Annotated in this window: 21 protein-coding genes and 3 pseudogenes; 16 read left to right on the top strand and 8 right to left on the bottom strand. The window is 58.9% G+C overall.

From position 1 onward, the window contains the following. Positions 1–60: 60 nt before the first annotated feature. Both NBG89_RS32170 and NBG89_RS32165 read right to left on the bottom strand, forming a co-directional pair. Positions 61–600 (bottom strand): hypothetical protein, encoded by a 540-nt coding sequence (locus NBG89_RS32170; protein ID WP_431324947.1) that lies wholly within the window; start codon positions 598–600, stop codon positions 61–63. Positions 601–755: 155 nt separating this feature from the next. Continuing rightward, positions 756–1,430: a transcriptional regulator gene (locus NBG89_RS32165; RefSeq protein ID WP_431324946.1), complete on the bottom strand. Its 675-nt coding sequence runs from the start codon at positions 1,428–1,430 to the stop codon at positions 756–758. A 238-nt stretch (positions 1,431–1,668) separates the two neighbouring features. On the opposite strand from NBG89_RS32165, the gene NBG89_RS32160 reads away from it, so the two are divergent. The 5 genes and pseudogenes from NBG89_RS32160 to NBG89_RS32140 all read left to right on the top strand — a co-directional run. Continuing rightward, a complete protein-coding gene (locus NBG89_RS32160) occupies positions 1,669–2,604 on the top strand; it encodes a HEPN domain-containing protein (RefSeq protein ID WP_431324945.1) in 936 nt (311 codons plus the stop codon). A gap of 112 nt (positions 2,605–2,716) precedes the next feature. Then, positions 2,717–3,038: pseudogene (locus NBG89_RS32155) on the top strand (type II toxin-antitoxin system RelE/ParE family toxin). Continuing rightward, positions 3,028–3,351 carry a helix-turn-helix domain-containing protein gene (locus NBG89_RS32150; protein ID WP_431324944.1) on the top strand — a complete coding sequence of 108 codons (324 nt, stop codon included), beginning with the start codon at positions 3,028–3,030 and terminating at the stop codon, positions 3,349–3,351. Before NBG89_RS32155 ends, NBG89_RS32150 begins: the two are co-directional and overlap by 11 nt. Before the next feature lie 442 nt (positions 3,352–3,793). After that, positions 3,794–4,455 (top strand): annotated as a pseudogene (locus tag NBG89_RS32145) (hypothetical protein). Between the two features lie 66 nt (positions 4,456–4,521). Then, positions 4,522–4,828, top strand: a pseudogene (locus NBG89_RS32140) (aldehyde dehydrogenase family protein); the annotation flags it as partial. Positions 4,829–5,052: 224 nt separating this feature from the next. Here the strand turns inward: NBG89_RS32140 and NBG89_RS32135 are convergent. Genes NBG89_RS32135 through NBG89_RS32125 form a run of 3 tightly spaced genes read right to left on the bottom strand, consistent with a single transcriptional unit; the run spans position 5,053 to position 8,420 of the window. Next, positions 5,053–5,601, bottom strand: coding sequence for a thioesterase family protein (locus tag NBG89_RS32135; protein ID WP_431324943.1), 549 nt, complete (start codon positions 5,599–5,601; stop codon positions 5,053–5,055). A gap of 1 nt (position 5,602) precedes the next feature. Next, positions 5,603–7,264: an acetyl/propionyl/methylcrotonyl-CoA carboxylase subunit alpha gene (locus NBG89_RS32130; protein WP_431324942.1), complete on the bottom strand. Its 1,662-nt coding sequence runs from the start codon at positions 7,262–7,264 to the stop codon at positions 5,603–5,605. Positions 7,265–7,277: 13 nt separating this feature from the next. Beyond that, the gene (locus tag NBG89_RS32125) at positions 7,278–8,420 is read right to left on the bottom strand and encodes an ABC transporter ATP-binding protein (protein WP_431324941.1); all 1,143 of its coding nucleotides are present in this window, start codon (positions 8,418–8,420) and stop codon (positions 7,278–7,280) included. Positions 8,421–8,612: 192 nt separating this feature from the next. Between NBG89_RS32125 and NBG89_RS32120 the strand changes: the two genes are divergently transcribed. The 11 genes from NBG89_RS32120 (at position 8,613) to NBG89_RS32070 (ending at position 18,839) form a co-directional block, all read left to right on the top strand. Beyond that, complete coding sequence (locus NBG89_RS32120) at positions 8,613–9,701, top strand: extracellular solute-binding protein (protein WP_431324940.1); 1,089 nt, start codon at positions 8,613–8,615, stop codon at positions 9,699–9,701. Positions 9,702–9,714: 13 nt separating this feature from the next. After that, entirely contained in the window at positions 9,715–10,359 is a 645-nt protein-coding gene (locus NBG89_RS32115; protein ID WP_431324939.1) for a TetR/AcrR family transcriptional regulator, read from the top strand. Between the two features lie 31 nt (positions 10,360–10,390). Then, the gene (locus tag NBG89_RS32110; protein WP_431324938.1) at positions 10,391–11,956 is read left to right on the top strand and encodes a class I adenylate-forming enzyme family protein; all 1,566 of its coding nucleotides are present in this window, start codon (positions 10,391–10,393) and stop codon (positions 11,954–11,956) included. A gap of 10 nt (positions 11,957–11,966) precedes the next feature. Continuing rightward, positions 11,967–13,514, top strand: a complete 1,548-nt coding sequence (locus tag NBG89_RS32105) for an acyl-CoA carboxylase subunit beta (protein WP_431324937.1) — start codon at positions 11,967–11,969, stop codon at positions 13,512–13,514. Beyond that, positions 13,511–15,235, top strand: coding sequence for an ABC transporter permease (locus tag NBG89_RS32100; protein WP_431324936.1), 1,725 nt, complete (start codon positions 13,511–13,513; stop codon positions 15,233–15,235). Before NBG89_RS32105 ends, NBG89_RS32100 begins: the two co-directional genes overlap by 4 nt. Positions 15,236–15,238: 3 nt before the next feature. Continuing rightward, a complete protein-coding gene (locus tag NBG89_RS32095) occupies positions 15,239–16,411 on the top strand; it encodes a thiolase C-terminal domain-containing protein (protein ID WP_431324935.1) in 1,173 nt (390 codons plus the stop codon). Next, entirely contained in the window at positions 16,411–16,818 is a 408-nt protein-coding gene (locus NBG89_RS32090) for a Zn-ribbon domain-containing OB-fold protein (protein WP_431324934.1), read from the top strand. Before NBG89_RS32095 ends, NBG89_RS32090 begins: the two co-directional genes overlap by 1 nt. A 1-nt stretch (position 16,819) precedes the next feature. Beyond that, positions 16,820–17,263 (top strand): MaoC family dehydratase, encoded by a 444-nt coding sequence (locus tag NBG89_RS32085; protein WP_431324933.1) that lies wholly within the window; start codon positions 16,820–16,822, stop codon positions 17,261–17,263. Continuing rightward, entirely contained in the window at positions 17,263–18,000 is a 738-nt protein-coding gene (locus NBG89_RS32080; RefSeq protein WP_431324932.1) for an SDR family oxidoreductase, read from the top strand. The genes NBG89_RS32085 and NBG89_RS32080 overlap by 1 nt, the downstream gene beginning before the upstream one ends. Before the next feature lie 149 nt (positions 18,001–18,149). Next, positions 18,150–18,359, top strand: a complete 210-nt coding sequence (locus tag NBG89_RS32075; protein ID WP_431324931.1) for a hypothetical protein — start codon at positions 18,150–18,152, stop codon at positions 18,357–18,359. After that, complete coding sequence (locus NBG89_RS32070) at positions 18,360–18,839, top strand: hypothetical protein (protein WP_431324930.1); 480 nt, start codon at positions 18,360–18,362, stop codon at positions 18,837–18,839. It abuts the gene before it with no gap. Positions 18,840–18,853: 14 nt separating this feature from the next. On the opposite strand, the gene NBG89_RS32065 is transcribed toward NBG89_RS32070, so the two are convergent. The 3 genes from NBG89_RS32065 to NBG89_RS32055 form a co-directional block, all read right to left on the bottom strand. Continuing rightward, a complete protein-coding gene (locus NBG89_RS32065; protein WP_431324929.1) occupies positions 18,854–19,699 on the bottom strand; it encodes an NAD(P)H-binding protein in 846 nt (281 codons plus the stop codon). 126 nt (positions 19,700–19,825) lie between these two features. Further along, the gene (locus NBG89_RS32060) at positions 19,826–22,279 is read right to left on the bottom strand and encodes a GcvT family protein (RefSeq protein ID WP_431324928.1); all 2,454 of its coding nucleotides are present in this window, start codon (positions 22,277–22,279) and stop codon (positions 19,826–19,828) included. Between the two features lie 290 nt (positions 22,280–22,569). Continuing rightward, positions 22,570–23,373, bottom strand: a complete 804-nt coding sequence (locus NBG89_RS32055) for a MerR family transcriptional regulator (RefSeq protein ID WP_431324927.1) — start codon at positions 23,371–23,373, stop codon at positions 22,570–22,572. Positions 23,374–23,414 lie beyond the last annotated feature (41 nt).

Below are 23,414 nucleotides of genomic sequence, written 5' to 3'. Positions count from 1 at the left end.
TCAGATCGTCTCAATCCAAATCAGTGCATTGGCGAGCAGTTCGAGAGACATGCTCGTTATCTATCGGTCAAATCGCTCCAGCATCGTTCTCAGCTGGGCGTTTTGACGTTGAAGCTTCTTCGCCAACTGTCGGCGCAGCTGTCGGATCTCGTCATCGAGGTCCTGGAGTTCGTTTGAAGCAGCAACGGTCGTTGATGGTGCCGACTGGATCTCGGCAGACGCGTTTTTCTTTCGAACCGCCCGCGCCTTGCGAGGCTTCGCTGCCGCCGACAGCTCGACAAAATCGGTTTGCAAACCGAAGCGCGTCGTCGAAGCGAGATCGGTGACCTCACACAAGGCTGATTTGTCCGGACCAGTCGGTTCAACGACCTTCTCAATATTGGGAATATCGTCAGAGTCGGTCGAATGTACATCGACCGGATTGGCGGTGTCCTGTGCAGCATCGGTGGGTGGCACCGATGCTGGTGGCTGGAGCTGAGACGGCTCCTGCGTCTGATTGGCGACCGGTGTCTCTGATCGGTCCTTAACGGACGTGCGCTCATTGTCCTTGCCATGTCGTCTCGTCAGCCCAACGAGAAATTTCCAAGGCGACGCCACCATCTTCCCCAATCTCCGCTTGTTTCCTGCAGCCGAGCAGCCCTTGAACGGCATCGGCCGCGGATCGACCGTCGCCGATGTTCATGGCCAAGGGGGAGCAGGACTAAATGCGCTCGGCCGTCGCCGACACGTTTCAGACAGCCAATCAGCCAAGACTGTCAGGCAAGACCGAGGCGCTTGCGCAGATCGGCGTTTTCCTGACGCAGCTTTTCTGCAAGCGACTTGCGCAGCATCTGGTTTTCCTCCTCCAGCCGCAGCAACTCTGCCATGTCGTCAGCAGCCGAGATCGGCGCAGGCATCGCGGCGGGGCTGGGCTTTGCAGCGCGTGTCTTGCCAACCCGCTTCGCCTTGCCTGCAACATCTGCGGCCATCGGCGTGGTTTTGCCAGCCCGTGCCGGTCTGCCCCGCTTTGCCGGTGCAGCGGGTGCCTTGGTCTCGACCTTGACATCGGCACTTGCCGTCTCGGGCGCCACCTTCTTGGCGCGCGGCGCACGCTGGTTCTTTGGCTCCGCCACTATGGCCGCATCGCTGGTCACGGGCTCGCTATTGACAGTCGTGTTGGTTTCGTTGGCCATTAATCCCTCCTGTGGTGCCGACACCGTTCTTGGCTGCTCCAGTGGTGTTGTCAATACGGGCGTTCCTGCGGGAGACACGCGCGTCGAAGACATTGCGCTGTCTGCGATCTGATGACCGGCGTGGCCGGAAATCTCAGCGTCGACCGCAGCCGACACAGCCTTGAGATCCAGATTACCCCAGATCGAGACCGGTTTCGATGTCTGCCGCCGGCGGCCGGATTTCAATTCGACAACGAACCTTCGTTGCGGCTTTTTCATATTGTCAGAACCTTGAGCTCTAGCGAGTGAGGTGATGCGGGCAAGCCGCGTCGTGGCTTTGTCCTCGCCATAGCCTCATTACCTGGATCCGTCGAGAGCGACGCCGCCAAGATGACGCTTTGAATACGGACAGGCGCGCAAACACGGATGTATCGTGCGATGAGCACACCCTTGAATTGTTCTCATGAAAGAAATCCCGTAAAAGGATTTGGTGTGCAATCACCATGGAACCGCTACGATGGATGCGATTCTGACCGAAGGCTTTGACGCGGCTTTGACCCTGACCGACCATATCGAACATCTGCCGGACAGGAAGCGGCGCGAACTGGCGCGCATCCTTCAGATCCTGTTTGCCGAGGTCGAAGGCTTCCAGGCCAGCAAGCTGTCGGCCAAGCGCCATGCCGGCAGGGTCCTGAAGGTCATTCTGTATGGTTCTTATGGCCGCGGCGACTGGGTCGAGGATCACCTGAGCGGCTATCGCTCCGACTACGATCTGTTGATCGTCGTCAACAGCAAGTCCTTTGCCGAGGAGCAGGAGCTCTGGGAGAACATCGAGGAGCGGCTGTTGACGGAGCAGATCGCGCATCGCATCGAAACCCCGGTCGTGCCGATCGTCCACACGCTGGCCGATGTCAACGACCAGCTCTCCCGCGGTCGCCCCTTCTTCGTCGACATCGCCAGAGACGGCATTCCCCTCTACGAGGAGCCCGGCCATCCGCTGGCGCAGCCGAAGCCGCTGACGGCTGAGGAGAGGCGCGCCGAAGCAAGCAAATATTTCGATGCCTGGTTTGAGTTAGCCGTTCACTCGGTCAAGCTCGCTGAAACGAGTATAGCCGACGGTGTACCGCGTCACGCTGCCTTCAATCTCCATCAAGCAACTGAAAAGGCCTATCACTGCGCGCTGCTGGTCCTGACGCTCTACAGCCCCAAGTCTCATCGGATAAAGGTGCTGCGCTCCCAGGCCGAGGGGATGGATAATCGGCTGGTGGAAGCATGGCCGCGTGACAGCCGGTTTTCACGGCGCTGCTTTGAGTTGCTGTCGCGAGCCTATGTCGAAGCGCGATATTCGTCGAAATACACAATCAGCAACGAGGAACTCGTCTGGCTGGTCGAACGCGTGAGGATATTGCAGAAGGTCGTAAAGGCAGTTTGTATGGAGCGTATTTCAGTCTAGCCGCGAATGGGTGCCTTGCTGCCACCCACATCCATCAGGCATGCGAAGCAGCGTAGTCTGCGCAATTTTCCCGACAACTTGATAGTTGTAGCACCTAGTGCTATATGAAGCGATGTCAGAACGGACTTTCAAAACGGCGTGGTTTTCCAAGGCAGCGAAGAAAGCGCGGATCTCCGACAAGGCCCTTTGCAAAGCGATTGAGCAAGTCGCACGTGTGGCTCAACGACAACATGCATCGGTCGATCGTTCTGGCGAAAGCCGGTGAGTACTGGGTGTTCGCCTACCTGTTTGCGAAAAAGGACCGCGCAAACATCGATGACGACGAACTCCTTGCTTTCCGGAAGCTCGCCGAACTCTATCGGCGCAAGACCCAGGCCGAGCTTGATGCCGAAATCGGGACCGGCGCCCTATTGGAGACTTCCAATGGCGACTAAGCGCAAATTCAAAAGCGATGCCTTTGAGGCGATCCACAGCGCTGTCGAAGATATGTACGCGGCGGGCACCATCGACAAGGAAACCATGAAGACCTTCGATCAGACTTGCCTGTCCATCCCGCAAGATCTGACGCCGGGCGAGATCAAGGCGCTGCGCGAGAACAATCATGTCAGCCAGCCAGTTTTCGCGCGCTACCTCAACACCAGCGAGTCCACCGTGCAAAAGTGGGAAACTGGCGCGAAGCGACCCAGCGGCCCCGCATTGAAGCTGCTTTCGATCGTCCGGAAACACGGTCTCGAGATGCTGTCTTAGGAGGATACTGCCGCGGAAGGATCAGCGCGCGAGGTCCCGCTCGATACATTATGCGATCTTCTCCAGAACGTGGGTATATCCTTGCAACAAGCCGTGCATAGGGTCATGGGTGCGCGATTTTGTCCGCCCTGAGTCGACGTCCACGCCTAAGTCTGTGAACGGCAGCATTGTGCGCTCATTGCGGCCATCGTGTAGATCGAACTCTGATCCCAGAAGCCGCCGCTTTGCAGAGCCGGCAATATCAGCCTTGAAGTCAAGCCGTTGCGAAGGCGGCGAACGGTGAGGCGACTTTCTCCTCGTGGTCGCGCAGCCGTTCCAAATTCTCCGTCCGCGACGTATCATTCGGAGGCGCATTGGGCGCGATGCTTAGAATCGCAACCGCCCAGGCGACAACACAGGAGCCGGCCGATGACGAGCACACGAATTTCGCAGAGTGCCTGACATGGGCACGACTTCTCGCCCCAGAACCACCGGTGTGCGGCAATTCCTTGATCTTGAGCAGCAGCGAGATTGGATAGCGGGCAGATCGACTTGCCGGACGCGGGCGACCGCTCAGAGTCCCTGGAACAGCGCTTCAAATATGTCGCTCGATTTGAGAAGCTACTTAGTCGCGCGCAAGCGGGAAAAGTGCTGGAGATTCTCGGGCTATACGGTCCAAACTGCATTCCTTTGCTGTGCAAGACCGAGCGCTACTACTGGTCGGTTTCCTGTCTGCCATCGACCTCGGACAAGCCGCTCGTACGCGTCAATGCGAGCTGGATGGAGCTTTTCACGCTCTATGCTCAAGGCGACGATATCCGCGCCAGATTCATCGTGCATCTTTCGGATTTCACTACAGATCGTTCAGCAACGCCGAGCCGGGTGGACGAACCCTTTCTCGAGCAAAGCGTCGCGATGCCAGAGGACGTCAGTTATTTCTTCCCGCGTGGTGCGGACATTTTCGGCATCAATGTGCGCGGCTCTGTCTCGATCCGCAAATTCCTCGGGGGCCGCCGCGTGGTGCGCGCCATCCGCACGTTCAACCTGACGCACATGAACCGCGGGCGGAACGCCTATCAGGCGAGCCATTGCTACAGTGTGGCGGATTACATGCAGGCAGATTGAGGGGGTCTTTGACGCACGTCATCCTGGTGAACTCACCGTCGCCGGTGGCGGACGCATCTCGATCACCCCTGGAATTTCCCTGCGGCGATGATCAACCGCAAGATCGCTCCGGCGCTCGCCGTCGGCTGCACCGTCGTTTCCAAGCCGGCCGAGCAGACGCCGCTTTCGGCCATCGCGCTTGCCGTTCTCGCTGAAAAGGCCGGCGTTCCCGCCGGTGTCTTCAACGTCATCGTCGGCGAAGACGTCTGCGATCGGCAAGGAGCTTTGCGGCAACGACAAGGTGCGCAAGATCAGCTTCACCGGCTCGACCGAAGTCGGCCGCATCCTGATGCGCCAGTGCTCCGACCAGATCAAGAAGGTGAGCCTGGAGCTCAGCTCGCAATTGAGCTGCCGACTCTGGCCCCGCTGCTCGAAGGCGGGACCAGGTAAAAAGGCGGCAGCTTGCGATCAAGGTTGGCTGTGCTTTCATTCATGGGCTATCTGCAGGTGAGACGACTGCCGCGTAGTAATCCACTCAATCTTTCCAAGCGCGAGGAGGAATTGCTGCACTCCGCTTTCTTAAAGAGGTAGGCGGCTCGTGTGGGCCGCCCACGGAACTCATGAGTGAGCACCCACGAGCGAATCCGTTGCTGATTTGGCAGCGGTGATGGAGGCGTGCAGCCCCTTCGGCATCTTCAGCGGCCGCCATTTTTGCAAGGCAGTTTGCAGACATCCCTTCATGTAGTGGTCGACCCGAATAGCGCGGCGTCTGTCCGTATCCACATGGATCATCATATGTTCGCCGGTGGCAAGAACGAGATCGCGGGTGACGTCAATGACATACTGATAGATATGAAGGCGAAGATCGTCGACGCCGATCGTTTCCGTATAGATTCTGATGGGCGTTCCAAGCCGGCACTCCCTGAGATTTCTCAGATGGCCCTCCACGGAAAAGAAACTGAAGCCTTTCAGGCGGTACTCCTCGCTAAACCCCATCGCGCGCAGAAAGTTCTCCCCTGAATCGGCAAGCAATTTGTAATACTGCCACTCGGTCATGTGGCCATTGTAGTCGATCCACCCTTCATCCACGGTCGTTTCGAGGGTCAGCAGAGCGTTTTCCTGGGGACGCTCGTCAGCCGCAGTCTCGTTGAAGGTCAGGCCCGTCATTTCAATCGATCCCCATCAGGTCATCGCCCATTTCGATGAATCCGCTTGGAACGACGTTGATCTTGCTCACGACGCCGTCCTCCTCCGCGAGAACCGATTGCTCCATTTTCATGGATTCCATGATCGCCACGACATCGCCTCGCGAGATCTTGTCGCCTACCTTGACGCATAGCTCCATGACCACGCCCGAGAGCGGCGCCTTGATGCCAGCACGATAGGTCAGAGCCTCGTCGACTTCCTCCACCGGCGACGAAACCGAGGGGTCCTCAATGACGTCAGATGCGGAAGTGGGAGTTTCCTGCAGTGCAGCCGCCTCCTCCGAAAGTCTTGGCATTTCGACATCAATCCAGCGGGTGTAGATGCGGAATTCGTCAACGCTGTCAGCCGCGAATTCCGACCGCTTTATGATCGCGCGATGCAGCGGCACCACCGTCTTCACATCAAGCGTCAGTTCGTCCAGCGCTCTTGTCGCGCGTTCGATCGCTTGCTTTCGGTCCCTACCCGTCACGATCAGCTTGCCGACGAGGGAATCATAGTAAGGCGGTATGGTGTCGCCTTCGCTGTAGCCAAAATCCAGTCGGACACCGGGGCCGCCAGGTAGCTGCATTCGCCGAATCTTGCCCGGCACCGGACGAAAGTCCGCCCATGGGTCCTCGGCATTGATGCGGAACTCGATCGAATGGCCGCGGATCACTGTACTCCCGAGAGCCAGCGGCTTCCCTTCAGCGATGTCGAACATCTCGCGGATAATGTCGACGCCGGTGACCTCTTCTGTGACAGGATGCTCGACCTGAACGCGGGTGTTCACTTCGAGGAAATAGACGCCCTTTTCGGTCACTAGGAATTCACAAGTTGCCGCCCCGCAGTAGCTCACCTCTTTCAGGATCCCGACGGAGGCCTCTTTGAGCTTGTCAAGCTGGGTCTCATTTAGGAACGGCGCGGGCGCTTCCTCTACGAGCTTTTGCTGGCGGCGCTGCAGGGTGCAGTCTCTGGTGGACAGGACGACTACGTTTCCGTGCCGATCGGCGAGGCATTGCGTCTCGACGTGCCTCGCGTTTTCTGCATAGACCTCGACGAAGCATTCGGGACGACCGAACGCGAGGCCTGCCTCACGCTCCGCAGCAGCCATCATCGGCTCCAGCTCGCTCATCTCCCTGACGATACGCATCCCGCGACCACCACCGCCATTTTGAGCTTTGATAATGACCGGGAACCCGTGTGCCTCGGCGAACTCCGTCGCCTTTTCTAAGGACGCACCGTCGTCCAGAGATGGAAGAACAGGAGCGCCCACTTTTCGAGCAATCGCGCGAGCCTTCACCTTGTCGCCAAGCTGAGCGATGGCGTCGGCGGAAGGACCGATCCAGACGAGGCCCGCGGCTTCTACCGCGGCCGCAAATGTCTCGTTCTCAGAAAGTAGACCGTATCCGGGATGCACCGCGTCAGCGTTGCTCTTCGCGGCGATATCAAGGATCGCCTGCTGGTTCAGATAGGTATCAAGCGGCGAGTTGCCCTTCAACGTATGAACTTCATCCGCAGCGCGAGCGTGCATCGATTGCAGGTCCGCTTCGGAAGCGATGGCGATCGAACGATATCCGGCGTCGCGGCAGGCGCGGGCTATGCGCAAGGCTATCTCGCCCCGGTTCGCGATGAGTATCTTCTTCATTTTCTTTTCCCCACTAGCGATCAATGAGAACTGCGGATGCCAGATTCCAGGTCAGCCACACGTCGCTGCCGGGCGATGGGACCTGCGCCCTGGTGCACTCGATAAGAAGTGCGTCGCCCGCCGGGTCCGACACGGTTACAAGGCAGCGGCTTCCCAGAAAGAGCTCTTTCACAATCTTCACCGGGATGGGCGACGCCTGTTCCGGTCCGGCCTGGTTCGAGGTCTTCAGTATAAGATCTTCCGGACGCAGAACGATAGAACGAGACGCGCCTTCGTCAACGTGGGAAATCACCGACTTGAGTAGCACTTCGCCCAGCCGTGTCGTCGCACTTACCCTTCCATCGGCGGCAGCACTCAGCTTCTTCACCTCGACGATGTTTGCCTCCCCAAGGAAACGGGCGACGAACCGGGAATTCGGGCGGAAATAAAGCTCTGCCGGCGTGTCATACTGGAGGATCTCGCCACCATCCATGATCGCGACCTTGTCAGAGAGGATGAATGCTTCTTCCTGATCATGGGTCACGTACACGGTAGTAATACCGGTCCGCTGCTGGATTTCGCGCAGGTCCGCGCCGAGCTGCTGTCGGAGTCGTCGATCGAGAGCGCCCATCGGTTCGTCCAGAAGCAGAAGCGCTGGGTGATAGACAAGCGCGCGGCCGATCGCGACGCGCTGCTGCTGTCCGCCGCTGAGGTCACCAACCGCACGGTCGGCGACGTGTGGTAGCTCGATCAGGTCTAGGATTTCGTGGACACGCCGGCGCCGGTCATCTTGCGGCCACTTATGGAGCTTCAGGGGATACTCGATGTTCTGTAACACGGTCATGTGCGGGAACAACGCGTAGTTCTGGAACACGAAGCCGATATTCCGGGCCTGGACGGGGAGATTCGTCACTTCGTTAGAGCCGATGGAGATTTTCCCGGCACTCGGTGTCAACAGCCCAGCGATCGTACGCAGGAGCGTCGTCTTTCCCGATCCCGACGGCCCAAGCAGCGTACAGAAGGAGCCGGGTTCTATCGTGAGGCTGGACTGTTTCAATCCGTAGAAGCCGTTCGCGAAGCGGACCTCGACGCCTCTGACGTCAATCCCGTTGGCGCGATCGACCTGACTTTCATCAGCGCCCTCACTCGCCATCACGACGCATTGTGTCTTCATCATGCGGTTCCCTTTTTTCTTCGCCTTCAAGGAGCGTCTAAACCGCTCCGGAGCGGCATCCATGGCGGCTATCTTAGGGTCGATGCGCCGTTTTTATCAAGACTGTTGTAATAAAAAAAGCTGGAGTAGCCTTGCGTCATCCGATCTTTTTGTTACAGTTGTGATGTAACGTCCAGGCAAAAGGAGGACAGTGCAATGGGGAATGGGATCAGCAAAACTGCCGCAATAGCATTCGGAGCGCTCGTAGCGCTTCCGGTAGCCGCGATGGCTGCAGACGTTCTGCCAGCAGACGTCAAGGCGAAGGTTTCGGGAGAACTCGTCTGGCACGACGCATCTGGCGGTGCGACCACTCGCACCCGCGAAGCAACCGTAATCAAGGATTACGCTGCCGAGACCGGCGTCCAAGTCAAGGGAGATTTCAACTCGGACATGACGAAATTCTTTGCGGCGATGGACAGCGGCGCCACCATTCCGTGGAGCATGATCGAATTTCCGACGAAAGGCGACTTCATCAAGGCACGCGACGCAGGCTATCTGCAGAAGCTTGATCCGTCGATCGTGGACTACAAGAAGCTGGCTCCGACGGCACACGACGATTACGGTGTCGACGTGCTGCGTTACGGCATCGTCTTCACCTACAACAAGGACAAATTCAAAGACGGAGCGCCCAAGAGCATCGCCGACATCTTCGACGTCAAGCGCTATCCAGGCAAGCGCTGCCTCTTTAAGTATCCGCAGTTCGGCGGCGTTTTGGAATCGGCGCTGCTTGCAGACGGCGTAGCGCGAGATAAGCTGTATCCGCTTGATCTGGACAAGGCCTTCGCCAAGCTGGATAGCATCAAGTCCGACATTCTGTGGTGGTCTAACGGCGACGACGCCATCCGACTGCTATCGAGCGGTGAGTGCTCGATGGGCATCGCTTGGAGCGGCCGCGTTTATGGAGCTGTGACCAACGACAAGGCGCCGCTGGCAATCACTTGGGAAAACTCGCTCTACTCACAGGCTGTGTATGCCGTGCCGAACGGTGCGCCGAACGCGGTCGCGGGGCAAGCGATGATCGCCCACTTCATCGGGGACACTGAAGGCCAGAAGGCTTTGGTCAAGGGAATTACCTACACGACCGACATCGTCGGGCTCGACAGCGCCGCATATGGCAAAGATCTCGCCCCGTGGATCGTAGCCGGCGATAATGCTAAGCAGGCGATTGAAGAAAATGCCGACTACTACGCGAAGAACATCACGGAAGTAGTCGATCGCTTCAACCGTTGGGTCGCCCTCAACTAAGAGAAAGTCCGATATGCCTCGCGTGGTGGATCATAACGAACGTCGAAAGCAAATCTGCGATGTCTTGCTGGATATCGTCTCGGAGGCCGGAATATCCGCGGCAACCATCCGAGAAGTCGCAGATCGTTCGGGATGGTCCACCGGCGTCATCGGGCACTACTTCACCAACCGGCAGGATCTGCTGCTCGGAGGCCTTCGAAGAGCCGCGGAAATCCTGGCGGAACATAACACACGCGTAATAAATACGCTGGAGGGCATCGCTGCCCTCGAGCAAATCCTGGAAGGAAGTATTCCACTCGATAAGCGGCGCCTCGCTCTCTGCCGGATCTTCTTCTTCTTCTATGCTGAAGGTATGACGGAAAAAGATCTCCGTCAGGAGCTTGAGAGCTACCTTCTCGGGTGGCGGAAGTCAGCGACACGGGCAATTCGACAGGCTCAGGCCCAGGGCGATCTCCCGGCGGATCTCGACCCTAAGCGCGTGGCCGCCGACCTCGTTGGTCTGGCCGACGGGTTGAGCATCCACTCGCTGCTCGATCCTGGGGTCATGATGCAATTGCGCGAGCAATCGCCCATTCGGTACTGGATCCGACGCTTGGCGAGCGAAGCGCCAGACCACAAGGGAGAGCCAATGCCGCCCTCCCGATATGCATCCGCATAGCGGACGATAATAAACCAAACTGGGAACGCACATGTCGCACGTCAATTCATCTACCCTCGGGTGGACAGTATCTTCTATTCTCGGAGATGCAGGTCCGCAGGTCCTCCACCAGCCGGACAAGACGGCGATGGTCTGGGAGCACGGCTCGCTGACCTACAAGGAATTGCGGTCCAGGGCGCTGCAACTCGCGAACGCGCTTCGGGAAATGGGACTGCAGACGGGCGACCGCGTTGCCTCCATGCTCTTCAATCGCGGCGAGATATTTGAACTTTACTTCGCCTGCGCATTCGCCGGCCTCGTGTTCGTTCCTGTGAGTTTCCGCCTGACCTCGAGCGAAGTCGCGTCAATCCTCGAAGACAGCGGTGCCAGAGCCTTCTTCGTTGAGACCGAGACCGCAGCCGTTGCATTTGAAGCGAGCGGCTCTCTCGACGGTTCACCCAGGATCGTTACGCTCCAGGCTACCTCCGGAGGCCCCGAATATGAAGCTTTGACTGAAGGGTGTGCGCCGCTTCCCTCGACTATAGCGCATGACATCCAGATGATCATGTACACGTCCGGCACGACCGGGAAGCCGAAAGGCGTCGTCATGCGGTCGCTGGCGGTGATGTGGTGCGCGATGCAGCAAGTGAGCCTTTTCCGTCATCTCGACCAAAACACCGTGATGCTGCTGAATGCGCCAATGTACAATACCGCAGCTCTCAATGAGAGCTCGATACCGACGTTTCTCGTCGGGGGAACGGTCGCCATCATGCCAAGCCGCGGGTGGAGTGCCGAACGGCTCGGACAATTCATCAAGAAATGGAGTGTCACGCACTCCCTAATCTTCCCATCGATGTACCCGAACATGATCGATGCCGATGAGCGCGATCCGCTGCCGTTACAGTCGATGAAGTGGTGGTACACTGGAGGCGAAAACTGCCCGCCGGCCCTCATGGCGGAAGTGCGCCGTCGCTGGCCGCACATCGACCTGGCCATCGCGTACGGTTCAACGGAGTCGGGCTTGCCAACTTTGATCGAAGGCGATGACATCGAACGGCATCCCGGCTCCGTTGGGCGCTGCTCTCCAGGCCAATCGATCCGGCTTCTCGACGCCGATGGCAAAGACGTTCCCGTCGGGGGCGTCGGAGACGTTTGGACGGCTGGCCCGTCGGTCATGCGCAATTACTGGAACGCTCCTCAACTCGACGCCGAGACCGTGGCCGACGGCTGGCTGAAGATCGGCGACCTCGCGACCATCGACGAGGACGGATGGATTTCCATTGTCGGGCGCAGCAAGGACATCATCATATCAAAGGGCCAGAACATCTATCCGGCCGAGATCGAGAACGTCATCCGCCAGCATCCGTCGGTCCTCGACGTTGCCGTCGTGGGTCTTCCCGACCCGGAGTTCACCGAGATCGTGTGCGCTGCCGTAGTCCCGCGCAGCAAAGACGCGATCGGCTCGAAGGACGAGATAATGGCGTTCCTTCTGACGAAGCTGGCTTCGTACAAGAAGCCGCGTCACATCCTGTTCGTCGAAAGCTTTCCCATCCGAAACGCAACCAAGGTCGACAAGAAGGAGCTCGCCAAGATCTGCGCCGAGCTCGTGAAAGTCTGAGGAGGATCCGATGACCCAGAATCTTAGCCCCGAATGGCACGCCTTGTTGGAGGAACTGGAACGCAGGCGCGAGATCGCACTCGCATCGAGCGGCCCGGATCGTATCGCGCGCGAACATCGTTATGGCCGCTCGACAGCTCGTGAACGGATTGCAAAGCTTGCAGATCCGGACACCTTCCTCGAGATCGGCACGTTCGTAACCACGCCGACGGAAGACGGTTCACCGCTTGCCCCCACCTTCGTTTGCGGCCTTTGCGAAATCGACGGACGCCCGGTTGCGATCGGTGCGGAGGATTACAGCGTCGAGGGTGGCGGGACCGGCGTTCATCTGGCGCGCTACAAGGGCGGATGGGGCGGCTTCATCGAGGAGTTTGCTCTGGGCTACAAGATCCCGCTCGTGATGCTGATTAACGGCGTCGGCGGATCGATCCTGCTACAGGATGCGATCGGCTACCCAGAGCTCCAGTCCGCGAACCCGACCTTCCCCATGTTCGATCTGCTCCAGCACGTTCCCGTGCTCGCCGCAGTTCTCGGTCCGACAGCGGGTAGCTCCGCGGCTCGCGCGCACATCTCGCATTTTTCCGTGATGACCTCCGACAACGGCTGCCTTTTCGCCGGCGGCCCCCCTGTGGTCAAACAGGCTCTCGGTCTGGAGATCGACAAGTTCGCGCTCGGCGGCGTCGCCATCCACACCCGCGCATCCGGTCTGATAGACAATGCCGCCGAAAACGAAGACGCAGCTCTTGCTCAAATCCGGCAGGTTCTCGACTTCCTGCCGGACAACATTGGACACAGACCGAAGGTCGTCGAGAACTGGGCGGCCGGAGACCAAAACGAGCTCTTTTCCATCGTTTCGCCCAGCCTCCGGCGGGCATATGACGTGCACAAGCTGATACGTTGCGTGGTAGACGAGGAGAGCTTTTTCGAAATAGCCCCAGACTACGGCCGATCCTTGCGCACCGGCCTCGCGCGTATCGAGGGCCGCACGGTGGGCATTCTAGCTTCCGACGCGCGGTTCGTCGCCGGCTCTCTCGACGTCCAGTCCTCGCTGAAGCAAGCCAAGTTTGTCGAGCTCTGCGACCGTTTCCACATCCCGATTGCTTACTTGGTCGACGTACCCGGATTCTTAGTCGGTCCGAAGGCGGAAGAAGCTGGCGTGCTGACATTCGGCGCAATGGCGTTGCGTGCAATCCAGCAGGCGAAGGTACCAGTGATCACGGTCCAGATCCGACGCTCCTTCGGGCTCGGTGGCGTCGCGACCGGGAGCCGTAACCCGCTCAGCCTACGCTTGATCTGGCCGAGCGCGGCTTGGGGCGACATGCCCATCGAGGGCGGTGTTGAAGCAGCCTTCCGTGCAGAACTCGACGCGGCCCCGGCCGACGAGCGCGCAGCACTTAAGGAAAAGCTGACGAAGCGCTTCGAGGAGCAGACTTCGATCTGGCGGGCTGTCGAGAAGTTCGGCGCTGAGGAGATGATCGATCCACGCGATACGCGTAAATATCTGGCACGCCTCCTCGCGCTCTACTACCGCATGCCGTTGGAAGGGCGGACGTCATGACCTATGTGCCAGTCGCCTCGCCTGCAGGAAGAAAGCGACTGTTGGGACGTTTCTCGACGGGAATTCTCCTACTACTCCCAGCTCTGCTCATTCTCGTGATCTCGCTCGGATGGCCACTTGTGACAATCGTCATGCGTAGCCTGCACGAGAAAGGTCGATCCAATTTCACCGACCCGCTCTACTTCGGGCACTACAGCGCGATCATTCAAGACGATCTGCTTCGCCAGGTCGCTCTGCAGAGCGTCATGCTGGCGTTCGTATCGATGATCGTAACCGTCATCCTCGCCTTTCCGGCCGCCTATGTGATTTCGAGGCTGTCCAGGAAAACGTCCTCATTGATGATGGTGCTGGTCCTGATGCCGTTCTGGGTTTCGATCATCGTTCGCCTGTTCGCCTTTACGACCATCCTTGGCCAACAGGGCATCATCAATTCCCTGGCAGGAGAACTCGGAGCGGGACCCTTCCCACTTCTTTACAACACTTTCGCGGTCATAGTCGGGATGGTCGCTTACCTGCTGCCCTATCTGATCCTGATCCTCGTGTCGGCAATGATGTCAATCGACAACTCCCTGCTCACGGCCGCTCGGACGATGGGCGCGTCGGAACGAAGGGTATTTCTGGATATCTATTTTCCGCAGGTCCGACCCGCGCTCTTGGGCGGCAGCGTGTTGGTGTTCGTCCTCGGATTGGGCTTCTTCCTGACCCCCGCGATCCTCGGCGGGGCTCACAACCTCACGATCCCGATCTTCATTCAACAGCAGGTTCAGAACTATCAGTGGGGCAAGGCGGCGGCGATGGGCATTCTGCTGCTTGCCGTGTCGGTGGTCGGATACATGCTGGCTCTGAAAATCGGCGGCAAGGGCATGCTGTCGCCGGTCCAACAAGGCTCGCGCGGCGCCGCCGCTCGCGATCCACTGCGCCCCACTCCAGTCGCTGCTCTATGCGTAGCCTTTCTGGTCTTCGACTTGATCCTGTTGATCCTTCCGCTGCTCGTCGTGATCCCAACGTCCGTGACCGAGACGACGCAGATCCAGTTTCCGCCGGTGGGATTCAGCACGAAGTGGTTCGTGGAAGCGCTTACGTCCTCGATCTGGATCGATGCCTTCATCAAGAGCGTCCGTGTCGGCGTGATGACGGCGATATGCGCGACGCTGTGTGGCCTTGCCCTGGCCCGCGTCGGCACCCGGTCGAAGTCGCTGATGCTGAAGTCGGCCATTCAGGTTGGTGCGATCATGCCGCTGATCGTCCCGGTCATCCTGCTCGGCATCGGTATCTATGACGTCCAGGGAAGACTGGGCCTCATCGGCTCGGACATCGGCCTGGTCATTGCGCATTCCGTGCTGTGCCTGCCTTTGGTCTTCCTAGTCCTTGCGAACGCCCTCGCCGCCGTTGACGTCTCGATCGAACAGGCTGCCTGGACGATGGGAGCCAGCAACGGACGCGCCTTCTGGAACGTCGTCGTGCCCATCATCATGCCGGCCCTTGTCGGGGCGTTCCTAATCTCCTTCGTAACCTCCTGGGACGAAGCCGTGCTGGCCATGTTCCAGACCGGTCTCGATAAGACCCTTCCGGTCACGATCTACTCTTTCCTGAAGAGCGGGATAACGCCGGCGGTCTCGGCCGTGGCCACCATTGTGATCACGCCTGTGCTGATCGGCTCGATCATCATCGCGGTCAAATCATTCACATCCAGCAGAATTGTCACGAAAGCGAGAAGCTAACCCATGGCAACCGAACGTTTCCCAAGCGGCTCCGCGTGTATCGTGGGCGCGCACGAGTCACCTCGCCGAAAGGCGCCTGGCGTCCACCCCTATCAGATCCATGCCGAAGTAATCGCGGAAGCCCTCGCCGACGCCGGAATGTCTCTCTCGGACGTGGACGGTTTCGCCACCGCTGCTTCATTCCCCTCGGAAGCCGGCTGGCAGTTGAATGCAGTCGAAATCGCGGAGTACGTTGGGATTGACCCCTTGTGGGTCTGCAGCACCGATATTGGCGGTGCCGCACCTCTTAGTCACGTCGGCAACGCGGTCGCGGCAATTCAGGCAGGCCTCTGCGACACAGTTGTTGTCAGCTACGCGTCATCTGGCCGCTCGTGGCCGCTGAATGCGAGCGACTTCAACACCGGCCAGACCGGACCTGGAGAATTTGAAGTTCCCTACGGCGTCTCAACGATCTCTGCGTACGCATTGGCCGCAACCCGGTACATGCACGAGTACGGACTGAAGCCCGAAGAGTTGGCGGAGATCGCCGTTCAGGCGCGGCGCTATGCGAACCTCAATCCAGACGCCATGTATCGCGAGCTGATCACCGTCGAAGACGTTCTGGCCTCTCCTATGATCTCGACACCGCTCCGGAAGCTCGATTGCTGCGTAGTCAGCGACTCCGGCGGAGCAATCGTGGTGACGTCCAAGGAGAGAGCGCGCGACACCCGTCGAGGCGGCCCGTCGATTCTCGGCTTCGGCGAGGCTATCAGTCACGGCCAGATGAACCAGATGAAGGATTTGACGACCACAGTTGCTGCACATTCCGGCCGCAGGGCGTTCGAGACTGCCGGTCTGGCACCAAGGGATATCAAGGTGGCCCAGATCTACGATTCCTTCACGATCACAGTCGCCCTTTCGCTGGAAGCACTCGGCTTCGTTCCTAGAGGCGAGGTTGGCGCATTCATCGCCGGCGGAGGCATCAGGCCTGATGGGCGGCTTCCGATCAATACTGACGGTGGGGGCCTCTCATCAAACCATGCCGGCCGCAGAGGTATGTTCGCGATCATCGAAGCTGTTCGCCAGCTCCGGGGCGAAAGCCCTGGCCTGCAACTCCCCTCGCCCGAACTGTGCCTCGTCAACGGTACCGGGGGATGGCTCTCGGCCACCGCCACACTCATTCTTGGAGGCAAGTAATGATCGACATGACGCCAGTCCATCCCGTCCACAATGCCCTATCCGAGCAATGGTTCTACGCGGCGCAGCGCGACACCCTTCTCATCCAGAAGGATCCTGCGACAGGAACGCTACAGATGTACCCCCGCGCTCGCGTTGTAGGTCATCCAGAGCGCGAACCAGAGTGGGTCGAGGCATCTGGTCGAGGGACTCTCTACTCCTTCACCGTCGTAAACCGATCCATTCACAAGGAGTTCGCATCGATGACGCCGTTCGTGATCGCGCTGGTCGATCTTGAAGAAGGCGTCCGTATCACGAGCTGGGTGATCGACGCGCCCTTGGAAAACCTCCGATGCGACATGCCGCTGAGAGTGGTGTTCCGCGAAATTCACCCTGGTGTGAAAATGCCGTGCTTCGTCGAGGCCTGACATGGAAACTGTGTTCAATGATATCTCTGAAGGTGCGGTTTACGTTTCCGCGGGTCGAACGATCACCGAGGCTGACATCGTCAATTTCGCCGGGCTGAGCGGCGACTTCAATCCCCTGCACATGGACGAGGAATGGGTTCGCGAGAACACGAAGTTTCCTTCGCGTATCGCGCACGGTCTGCTGATCCATTCGATCGGTGAAGGGCTCAACTGCCTCGAATTGTCTGCGTGGAAGATTCTCGGCTTCCTCGAAACGCAGCGGAAGATGCTCCTTCCGGTGTTCCCAGGCGACCGGATCACCCAGCGCTACACCGTCAAGTCAAAGCGGCCAAGTTCGAAGGATCCGTCAAGGGGTGTGGTGGAGGTGGAAGTGATCATTACCAACCAGAGGGGCGAGATCGTGCAGGACGGCTACAACAAATATCTGATTGGGGGAGATGCGTGATGCGTGGGATAGAAGGCAAGGTCATCGTCGTCACCGGCGGAGCCCAGGGCATTGGCAAGGCGACCGTCGTGCGCCTTGCCGAAGAAGGTGCCACGGTGGTCGTCGCCGACCGCAACCTTCAAGGTGCCCAAGCGACCGCCGATGAAGTCAACGGCGGTTCCGGCCGCTCGATTGCAATTGAACTCGACGTCGTCGACCGCCAGAGCTGGCACGACGCCGCGGAAAAGATCAAGGCGGCCTTTGGCGGCGCCGACGGGCTGGTAAACAATGCCGGCGTGACGCGGGATAAGTCTCTTCTGAAGATGGGCGACGACGACTGGGACACCGTTCTAGACGTGAACCTGAAGGGAGCGTGGCTCGGCTGCCAAGCAATCGTTCCGTTGATGGTCGGACGCGGTGGCGCGATCGTCAATCTTTCATCCGAATCCCGGTGGGGAGCCTTTGGGCAGTCAAACTATGCTTCAGCCAAAGCGGGACTGGTGGGCCTCACACGTACGGTCGCGTTCGAACAGGCGAGAAACGCCATACGGGTGAACGCCGTCGCGCCGGGCACAACATCGACCCCGATGGTCGAAGCGGTTCCGGAAGAAATTCGAAAGGGCTGGCTCGACAACATTCCACTTCGCCGTGAAGCAGCGCCGGCTGAGATCGCTTCTGTGATCGCGTTCCTCCTGTCCGACGACGCCAGCTACGTCACCGGGCAGGTGCTAGGCGTAAATGGCGGATCGGCCCTCTAGTGACGAGCGGAACGGCGGCATAAGTCGCCGTTCCGTAAAGGCTTCATTAGGCCCGGCAACGGTCCGGTTTTTGCCGCACCTGCAGATTCCTTCCTCTGGAAACAAAAGCCAAGCCCGAGTATCGTGGGGTTGCTTAGAGGGAGGACGATATGACCGCAGATCAAGATCTCACCCCAATCGCCAGTTCTCATGAGCCGACAGGCGGAGCGAAGAAGCAAGAGAGCGATACCATGCACCACGGCCTCGAGAAGGCGCTCGGCGGGAAGTCGGTTCCTGCATCAGGTGACACGGGAACGTCTGACAATGGCAACAAGAAAGACGGCTCCGGTGGGGCTGGAGACACAGGAACGCGGGAATAGATGCCCAGCGAACTGCTTTCGACCATCCTCGGTGCAATAACCGTGCCGAACAAAGACTGGTTGGATTACGCATCGGCTTTGGCAAACATCGCGATGGTCCTAACTGCCATACTCGCAGCTAGATACGGCCTTGCGCAGTACCGACACAGCGTGAAACTCGCGGAGTTCCAGGCCGTACTGAACCTGCGGGACCAGATGAACGCGCTGATCAAGGAGATCTACAGCACGCCGGACAAAAGCGATGAGCAATTGTGCCGGCAGTTGCTCAACTTCGCCGAAGTCTACGCCGCTGCTTTACACCATGGAGCCATTAGCGGCATGGCGAAGGCGTTCGTGACAAACCTGCTCCAGGACGAGGTCGTCCCGGCCGTGAGACTAGTGCAGTTTGAACCACTCATTGCCGAAGCGCGCGAGAACGCTCCGCGCTACCAGTACCTCCTAGGGCTACTCGACAGAGGTGCCCAAACGCTCAAGAGGTAACCTGTCGATCAGCGCTACCGCCAGAGTGGGCCTGTCTCTCTGACAAAAGTCTCAAAGGTACGCGCGGGTCTGCCTAGGGCTTGTTGAACGTCTTCTGATATCGCGGAGGATGCCGAGCTGCAGAGGAATTCGTAGACCGCCCTGTTGTGGTCCGCGAACTTCCGCAGGGCATAGGGGCTGGCTCGTTCGGCAAGATAAGGCTCCAGCGGAGCATCTTCGTACGAAAACTGGCGCCCCGAAACAAAGGAGATCATCGACATCGCATCTGCCCAAGTGTGAGAAGCCGGCCCCGTTAGCGTGTAGTGCTTTCCAGCATGAGATCGATCGAGCAAAGCCGCCGCGGCCACGTCTCCAACGTCACGCGTGTCCACAAAGCTTGTGGCGTGCCCACCGGTCGGAACCGACACGCGCCCCTCGGTCTTGAGCTGGGAGAGGTAGAAGCTGGGGTCAGCGAAATTCTGCATGAACCAATGAGGTCGCAGGATCGTCCATTCTAGCGAGCTGTTTTCGATCAGCCTCTCAACTCGCCGCTCGTCAAGGTCTTCTGCCCTAGTCCCGGCGTCGATCTCAGAGAGGAGAACAACGCGTCTCAGCTCGGGTGCGCAGTCGAGCAGCGCCGCCATCTGATCCCTTACGTCAGGGTTGGTTTCGGTCGAGGCTGGCTTCACCAGGTATAGTGCCTCAATCCCCTCGAGAGCCGGCCGCCACGTTTGCCGCAACTCCCAGTCGAACGTGGCGTGAGAAGCTGACGTCTCAAACCGCGATGCGCATCGAACTATGGCCTCCTCCCGCGTTGACAATGCTTCCACAACGCAGCGCCCCGTTTTACCGTTCGCGCCCATTACAAGGATTCGGGTCATCCTCTCCTCCCTATAATCATTGCAATATGGGTATGCGGTCCCTGCCGGCGCCGCGTGCTGATTACAAGCATAGCTTCGCTAAGAAAACGACCGGGAGGCGACATGCTGCCTCCCGGTTTTGCGTGCTCAGGATTTAATCTTCTCACCGCGCGGATCGTACCAGGCGCCGAGCTGGATCTCGACGGGGTAGCGCTTCATCGCCACTTCGACTTCCCACTTGCCTGCGGCGAGCCACTCCTTGGTGACGCCCTCCTCGCTCGACACATAACCGAGACCGAGTGATGCTTTTACACGGTGGCCGTAGGCGCCGGACATGATAGATCCCACGATGGCGTCGTCTCGCAGCAGCGGCTCGTAGTGGAACAACATCGGGGGGACTTCGTCGCCTGCGGCTACCTTGACCTGTACGAGCCGCCTCTTCAGTGTCCCCTCAGACTTCTGGCCTACTAGCACGTCGCGCCCGATAAAGCCGCCTGACTTGTCGAGCGCGACGGTGAACCCGACGCCGCCTTCGAGCGGAGTGTCTTCTTCGCCGATGTCATGACCCCAGTGGCGATATCCCTTCTCCATGCGCATGGAGTTCAGGGCGAAGAACCCAGCGTTCTTAAGTCCGAGGCCCTGCCCCGCTTCCGTCAGAACATCGTAGACATGTGCGGCGACTTCGCTTGGAATATATAGTTCGAAGCCAAGCTCGCCGACGAACGTGAGGCGGCTTGCTCGGACGCGCGCATAACCGAGGTCAATTTCGCGGCTGGTGCCGAACGGAAAGCCTCCATTGGAAAAGTCGTCCGGTGAAACGCGCGACAGAAGTTCGCGAGACTTCGGCCCCCATAGCGCCAGCATCGCCAGGCCGGAGGTAATATCGGTTATATAGACCTTCGAACCCTTGGGAACACGCCGCTTGAACCAAGCCATATCGCGACGCTGGGAAACTGCTACGGTCACAACCAAGTAGGACTGCTCAGCAAGGCGGGTGATGGTGACGTCAGCTTCGATGCCGCCGGTGTCGTTGAGCCATTGAGTGTACACTACCTTACCAACTGCAACGTCGCATTCGGCGGCGCTGATCCAGTTTAGTGCCTTCAGGGCGTCGGGGCCTTCGATCATGTACTTGATGAAGCAGCTATGGTCGAACAGCGAGACGTTCTCGGCGGTGTTCGCGCATTCTGCCGCAACGTTGTCGAACCAGCTCGGCTTGGAATAGGAGTATTCGATATTCTCGACCTCCGCGGCGGTTCCATAAAAGCCAGGGCGCTCCCAGCCTGCAAGCTCCGTCATGAATGCGCCGGATTTTACTAGGCGATCGTGGAACGGCGAACGACGGACGCCGCGAGCAGTCTCAAACTGCTTGCCCGGCCAATGCATGTCATAGAGAGAACCGATCGTCTCGACCGAGCGGTCTGCAAGGTACTTCTTGTTACGCTGGAACGCCTGCGTGCGGCGTACGTCGACGTCGAGAAGCTCCACCGGAGGCCTTCCTTCGGCGATCCATGACGCCATGGCCTTGCCGACGCCACCCGAAGAAAGAATACCGACGGAGTTGAAGCCTGTCGCAGCGAATAGCCCGTCGACCTCAGGCGTTTCACCAAGGTGGTATCGATTGTCCGGAGTGAAGCTCTCAGGACCGTTGAAGAAGAGCTGGATCCCAGTCTCCTGGAGAACGGGAACGCGCTCCATAGCCATCTCAAGATACGGGCTGATGTGATCAAGGTCCTCGGGGATCGTATCAAAGCAGAAGCTTTCAGAAATGCCCTTCTGACCCCAAGGCTTGGCGCCCGGCTCGAAAAAACCGACTAGGAGTTTGCCAGCATCTTCCTTGTAGTAGCTCCATTCGTCTGCCGTAAACATGACGGGCAAGTCTCGCGGAAGGCCGGGGATAGCCTCCGTCACGACGTAGAAGTGCTCCGCGGCGTGCAGGGGGATAGTCACGCCGATGTCAGCGGCGAGATCCCGAGACCACATGCCACCGGCGATGACGACCTTCTTTGCCGAGATCCGCCCCTTGTCGGTCATGACACCGACGGTCTTGCCGCCCTCGGTCAGGATTTGCGTTACCTTCACGCCTTCTTTGATCTTGGCGCCGCCCATCCGAGCGCCCTTGACGTAGGCCATCGTCACGTCGGCTGGGTTGACCTGGCCATCCTTCGGGAACCAGAAGCCACCTACCAGGCCCTCCGTGCTGATCGGTGACCAACGTTCTTTGATCTGATCGACGGTCAGCGCCTCGACAGGAAGACCAAAGTTCCTGCCCATAGAAGCCCCACGTGCAAGCTCCTCATAACGTGCCTGGGTCTTTGCAAGGCGTAGCGAGCCGTTCTGCTTGAATCCAGTCGCCTGACCAGTTTCCTCTTCAAGCCGACCAAATAACTCCCCGGTGTATTGTGCGAGCTCGGTCATACGTCTCGTCGCACGCAACTGCGTCACCAGACCGGCCGCGTGCCACGTTGTACCACTGGTCAACTGCTGCCGTTCGCAGAGCACGACGTCAGTGATCCCGAGCTTTGTCAGGTGGTAGGCGATCGAGCATCCTGCGATACCACCGCCGATGATGACGACCTCTGCCTGTGTGGGCATGTCCATTGCAGTTTCCTTCGAGTTCGAGTGACCTGTGCATTTTGTTGTCAGGCACAATATCACACCGACGCCAGAACTCTACAGAAATTATGCCGGGTTTATATAATCAATCGATTTATCCAAAGTATTTCGCGTGCGAGACCACGGCTGAGAGACGCAGCGGTCACGATGCGAAGTGGCGGCGCCGACTCCAATAACGATGACTGAGGTTGATTCTGGAAAGCGCACGAGCAACGATGCGCGCGAAGTCTCGACTGCGAACCTCGGCGCCTGCATCGGACAGACGCGTGGCCGTCTTAGAACGTAGGAGGAGTGTTCACCCAAAGGAGACGGCAAGGCGTTGAGCCCACCGCCCGCCATGAGTGAGCCCTGTTGCTCTCGAAGTAAATGGAATCACCTTCGTTGAGCGTAGCGACACCAAGCCCGTCGACTTCTACTTCAAAGCTTCCCTCGAGAACCCGAATGAACTCTTCGCCCTCGTGTCTGTAAAATCCCTCACTCCCGGCGCCGGGCGAAAGCGTCCACTCCTGGCAGTCCATCATTCGGGGTCCAGATGCCAACTCGCTGATGGTGATGCCCTTCCCCAAGGTCGGAAGTTGTCTTCCTTCACCTGTCCTCACCACGGACTTGGTTGCTTGGGGCGGACCCGCCGTGAGCTCAGTCACCGTGACGCCGAGCGCCTCAGCTACCGCTCGCAGCAATGGCACGCCCGCACCACGCGACGTGCGCTCAAGCGTGCTGATCGTAGAAGTGGACACGTCGACAAGTTCCGCGAGAGCGGCGATTGTGAGTTTTTTCTGCTTCCTAAGTCTTCTTATTTCAAACCCCAGGCGCGGCACCGACGCTTCTTCTGTGGCCGTAGTCGGCGGGCCGACATCGAGTTCATTGAGAGCAGACTTGATAGCAGCAAGGTTCAATCCCTGCACAGACCTGAGACGCACGATCTGATGGACCCGAGCGAAATCCTCATCACTATACATCCGGTATCCGCTGGCGGTACGGGTCGGAACGATCAGACCGTGTTGCTCCCACAGACGAAGCGTTGCCGCGGGCACTCCGGTCGCTACGGAAAGCTCGGATACCTTATACAGTTTGCTCATGTTGCCATGTAGATCCGTTTCGAAGCGAATTGCTAGCCAAA

Source organism: Rhizobium sp. YTU87027, from assembly GCF_050644135.1.
In the GTDB taxonomy this organism is placed as follows: Bacteria; Pseudomonadota; Alphaproteobacteria; order Rhizobiales; family Rhizobiaceae; genus Rhizobium.
This window is presented reverse-complemented; position numbering and strand designations above follow the sequence as displayed.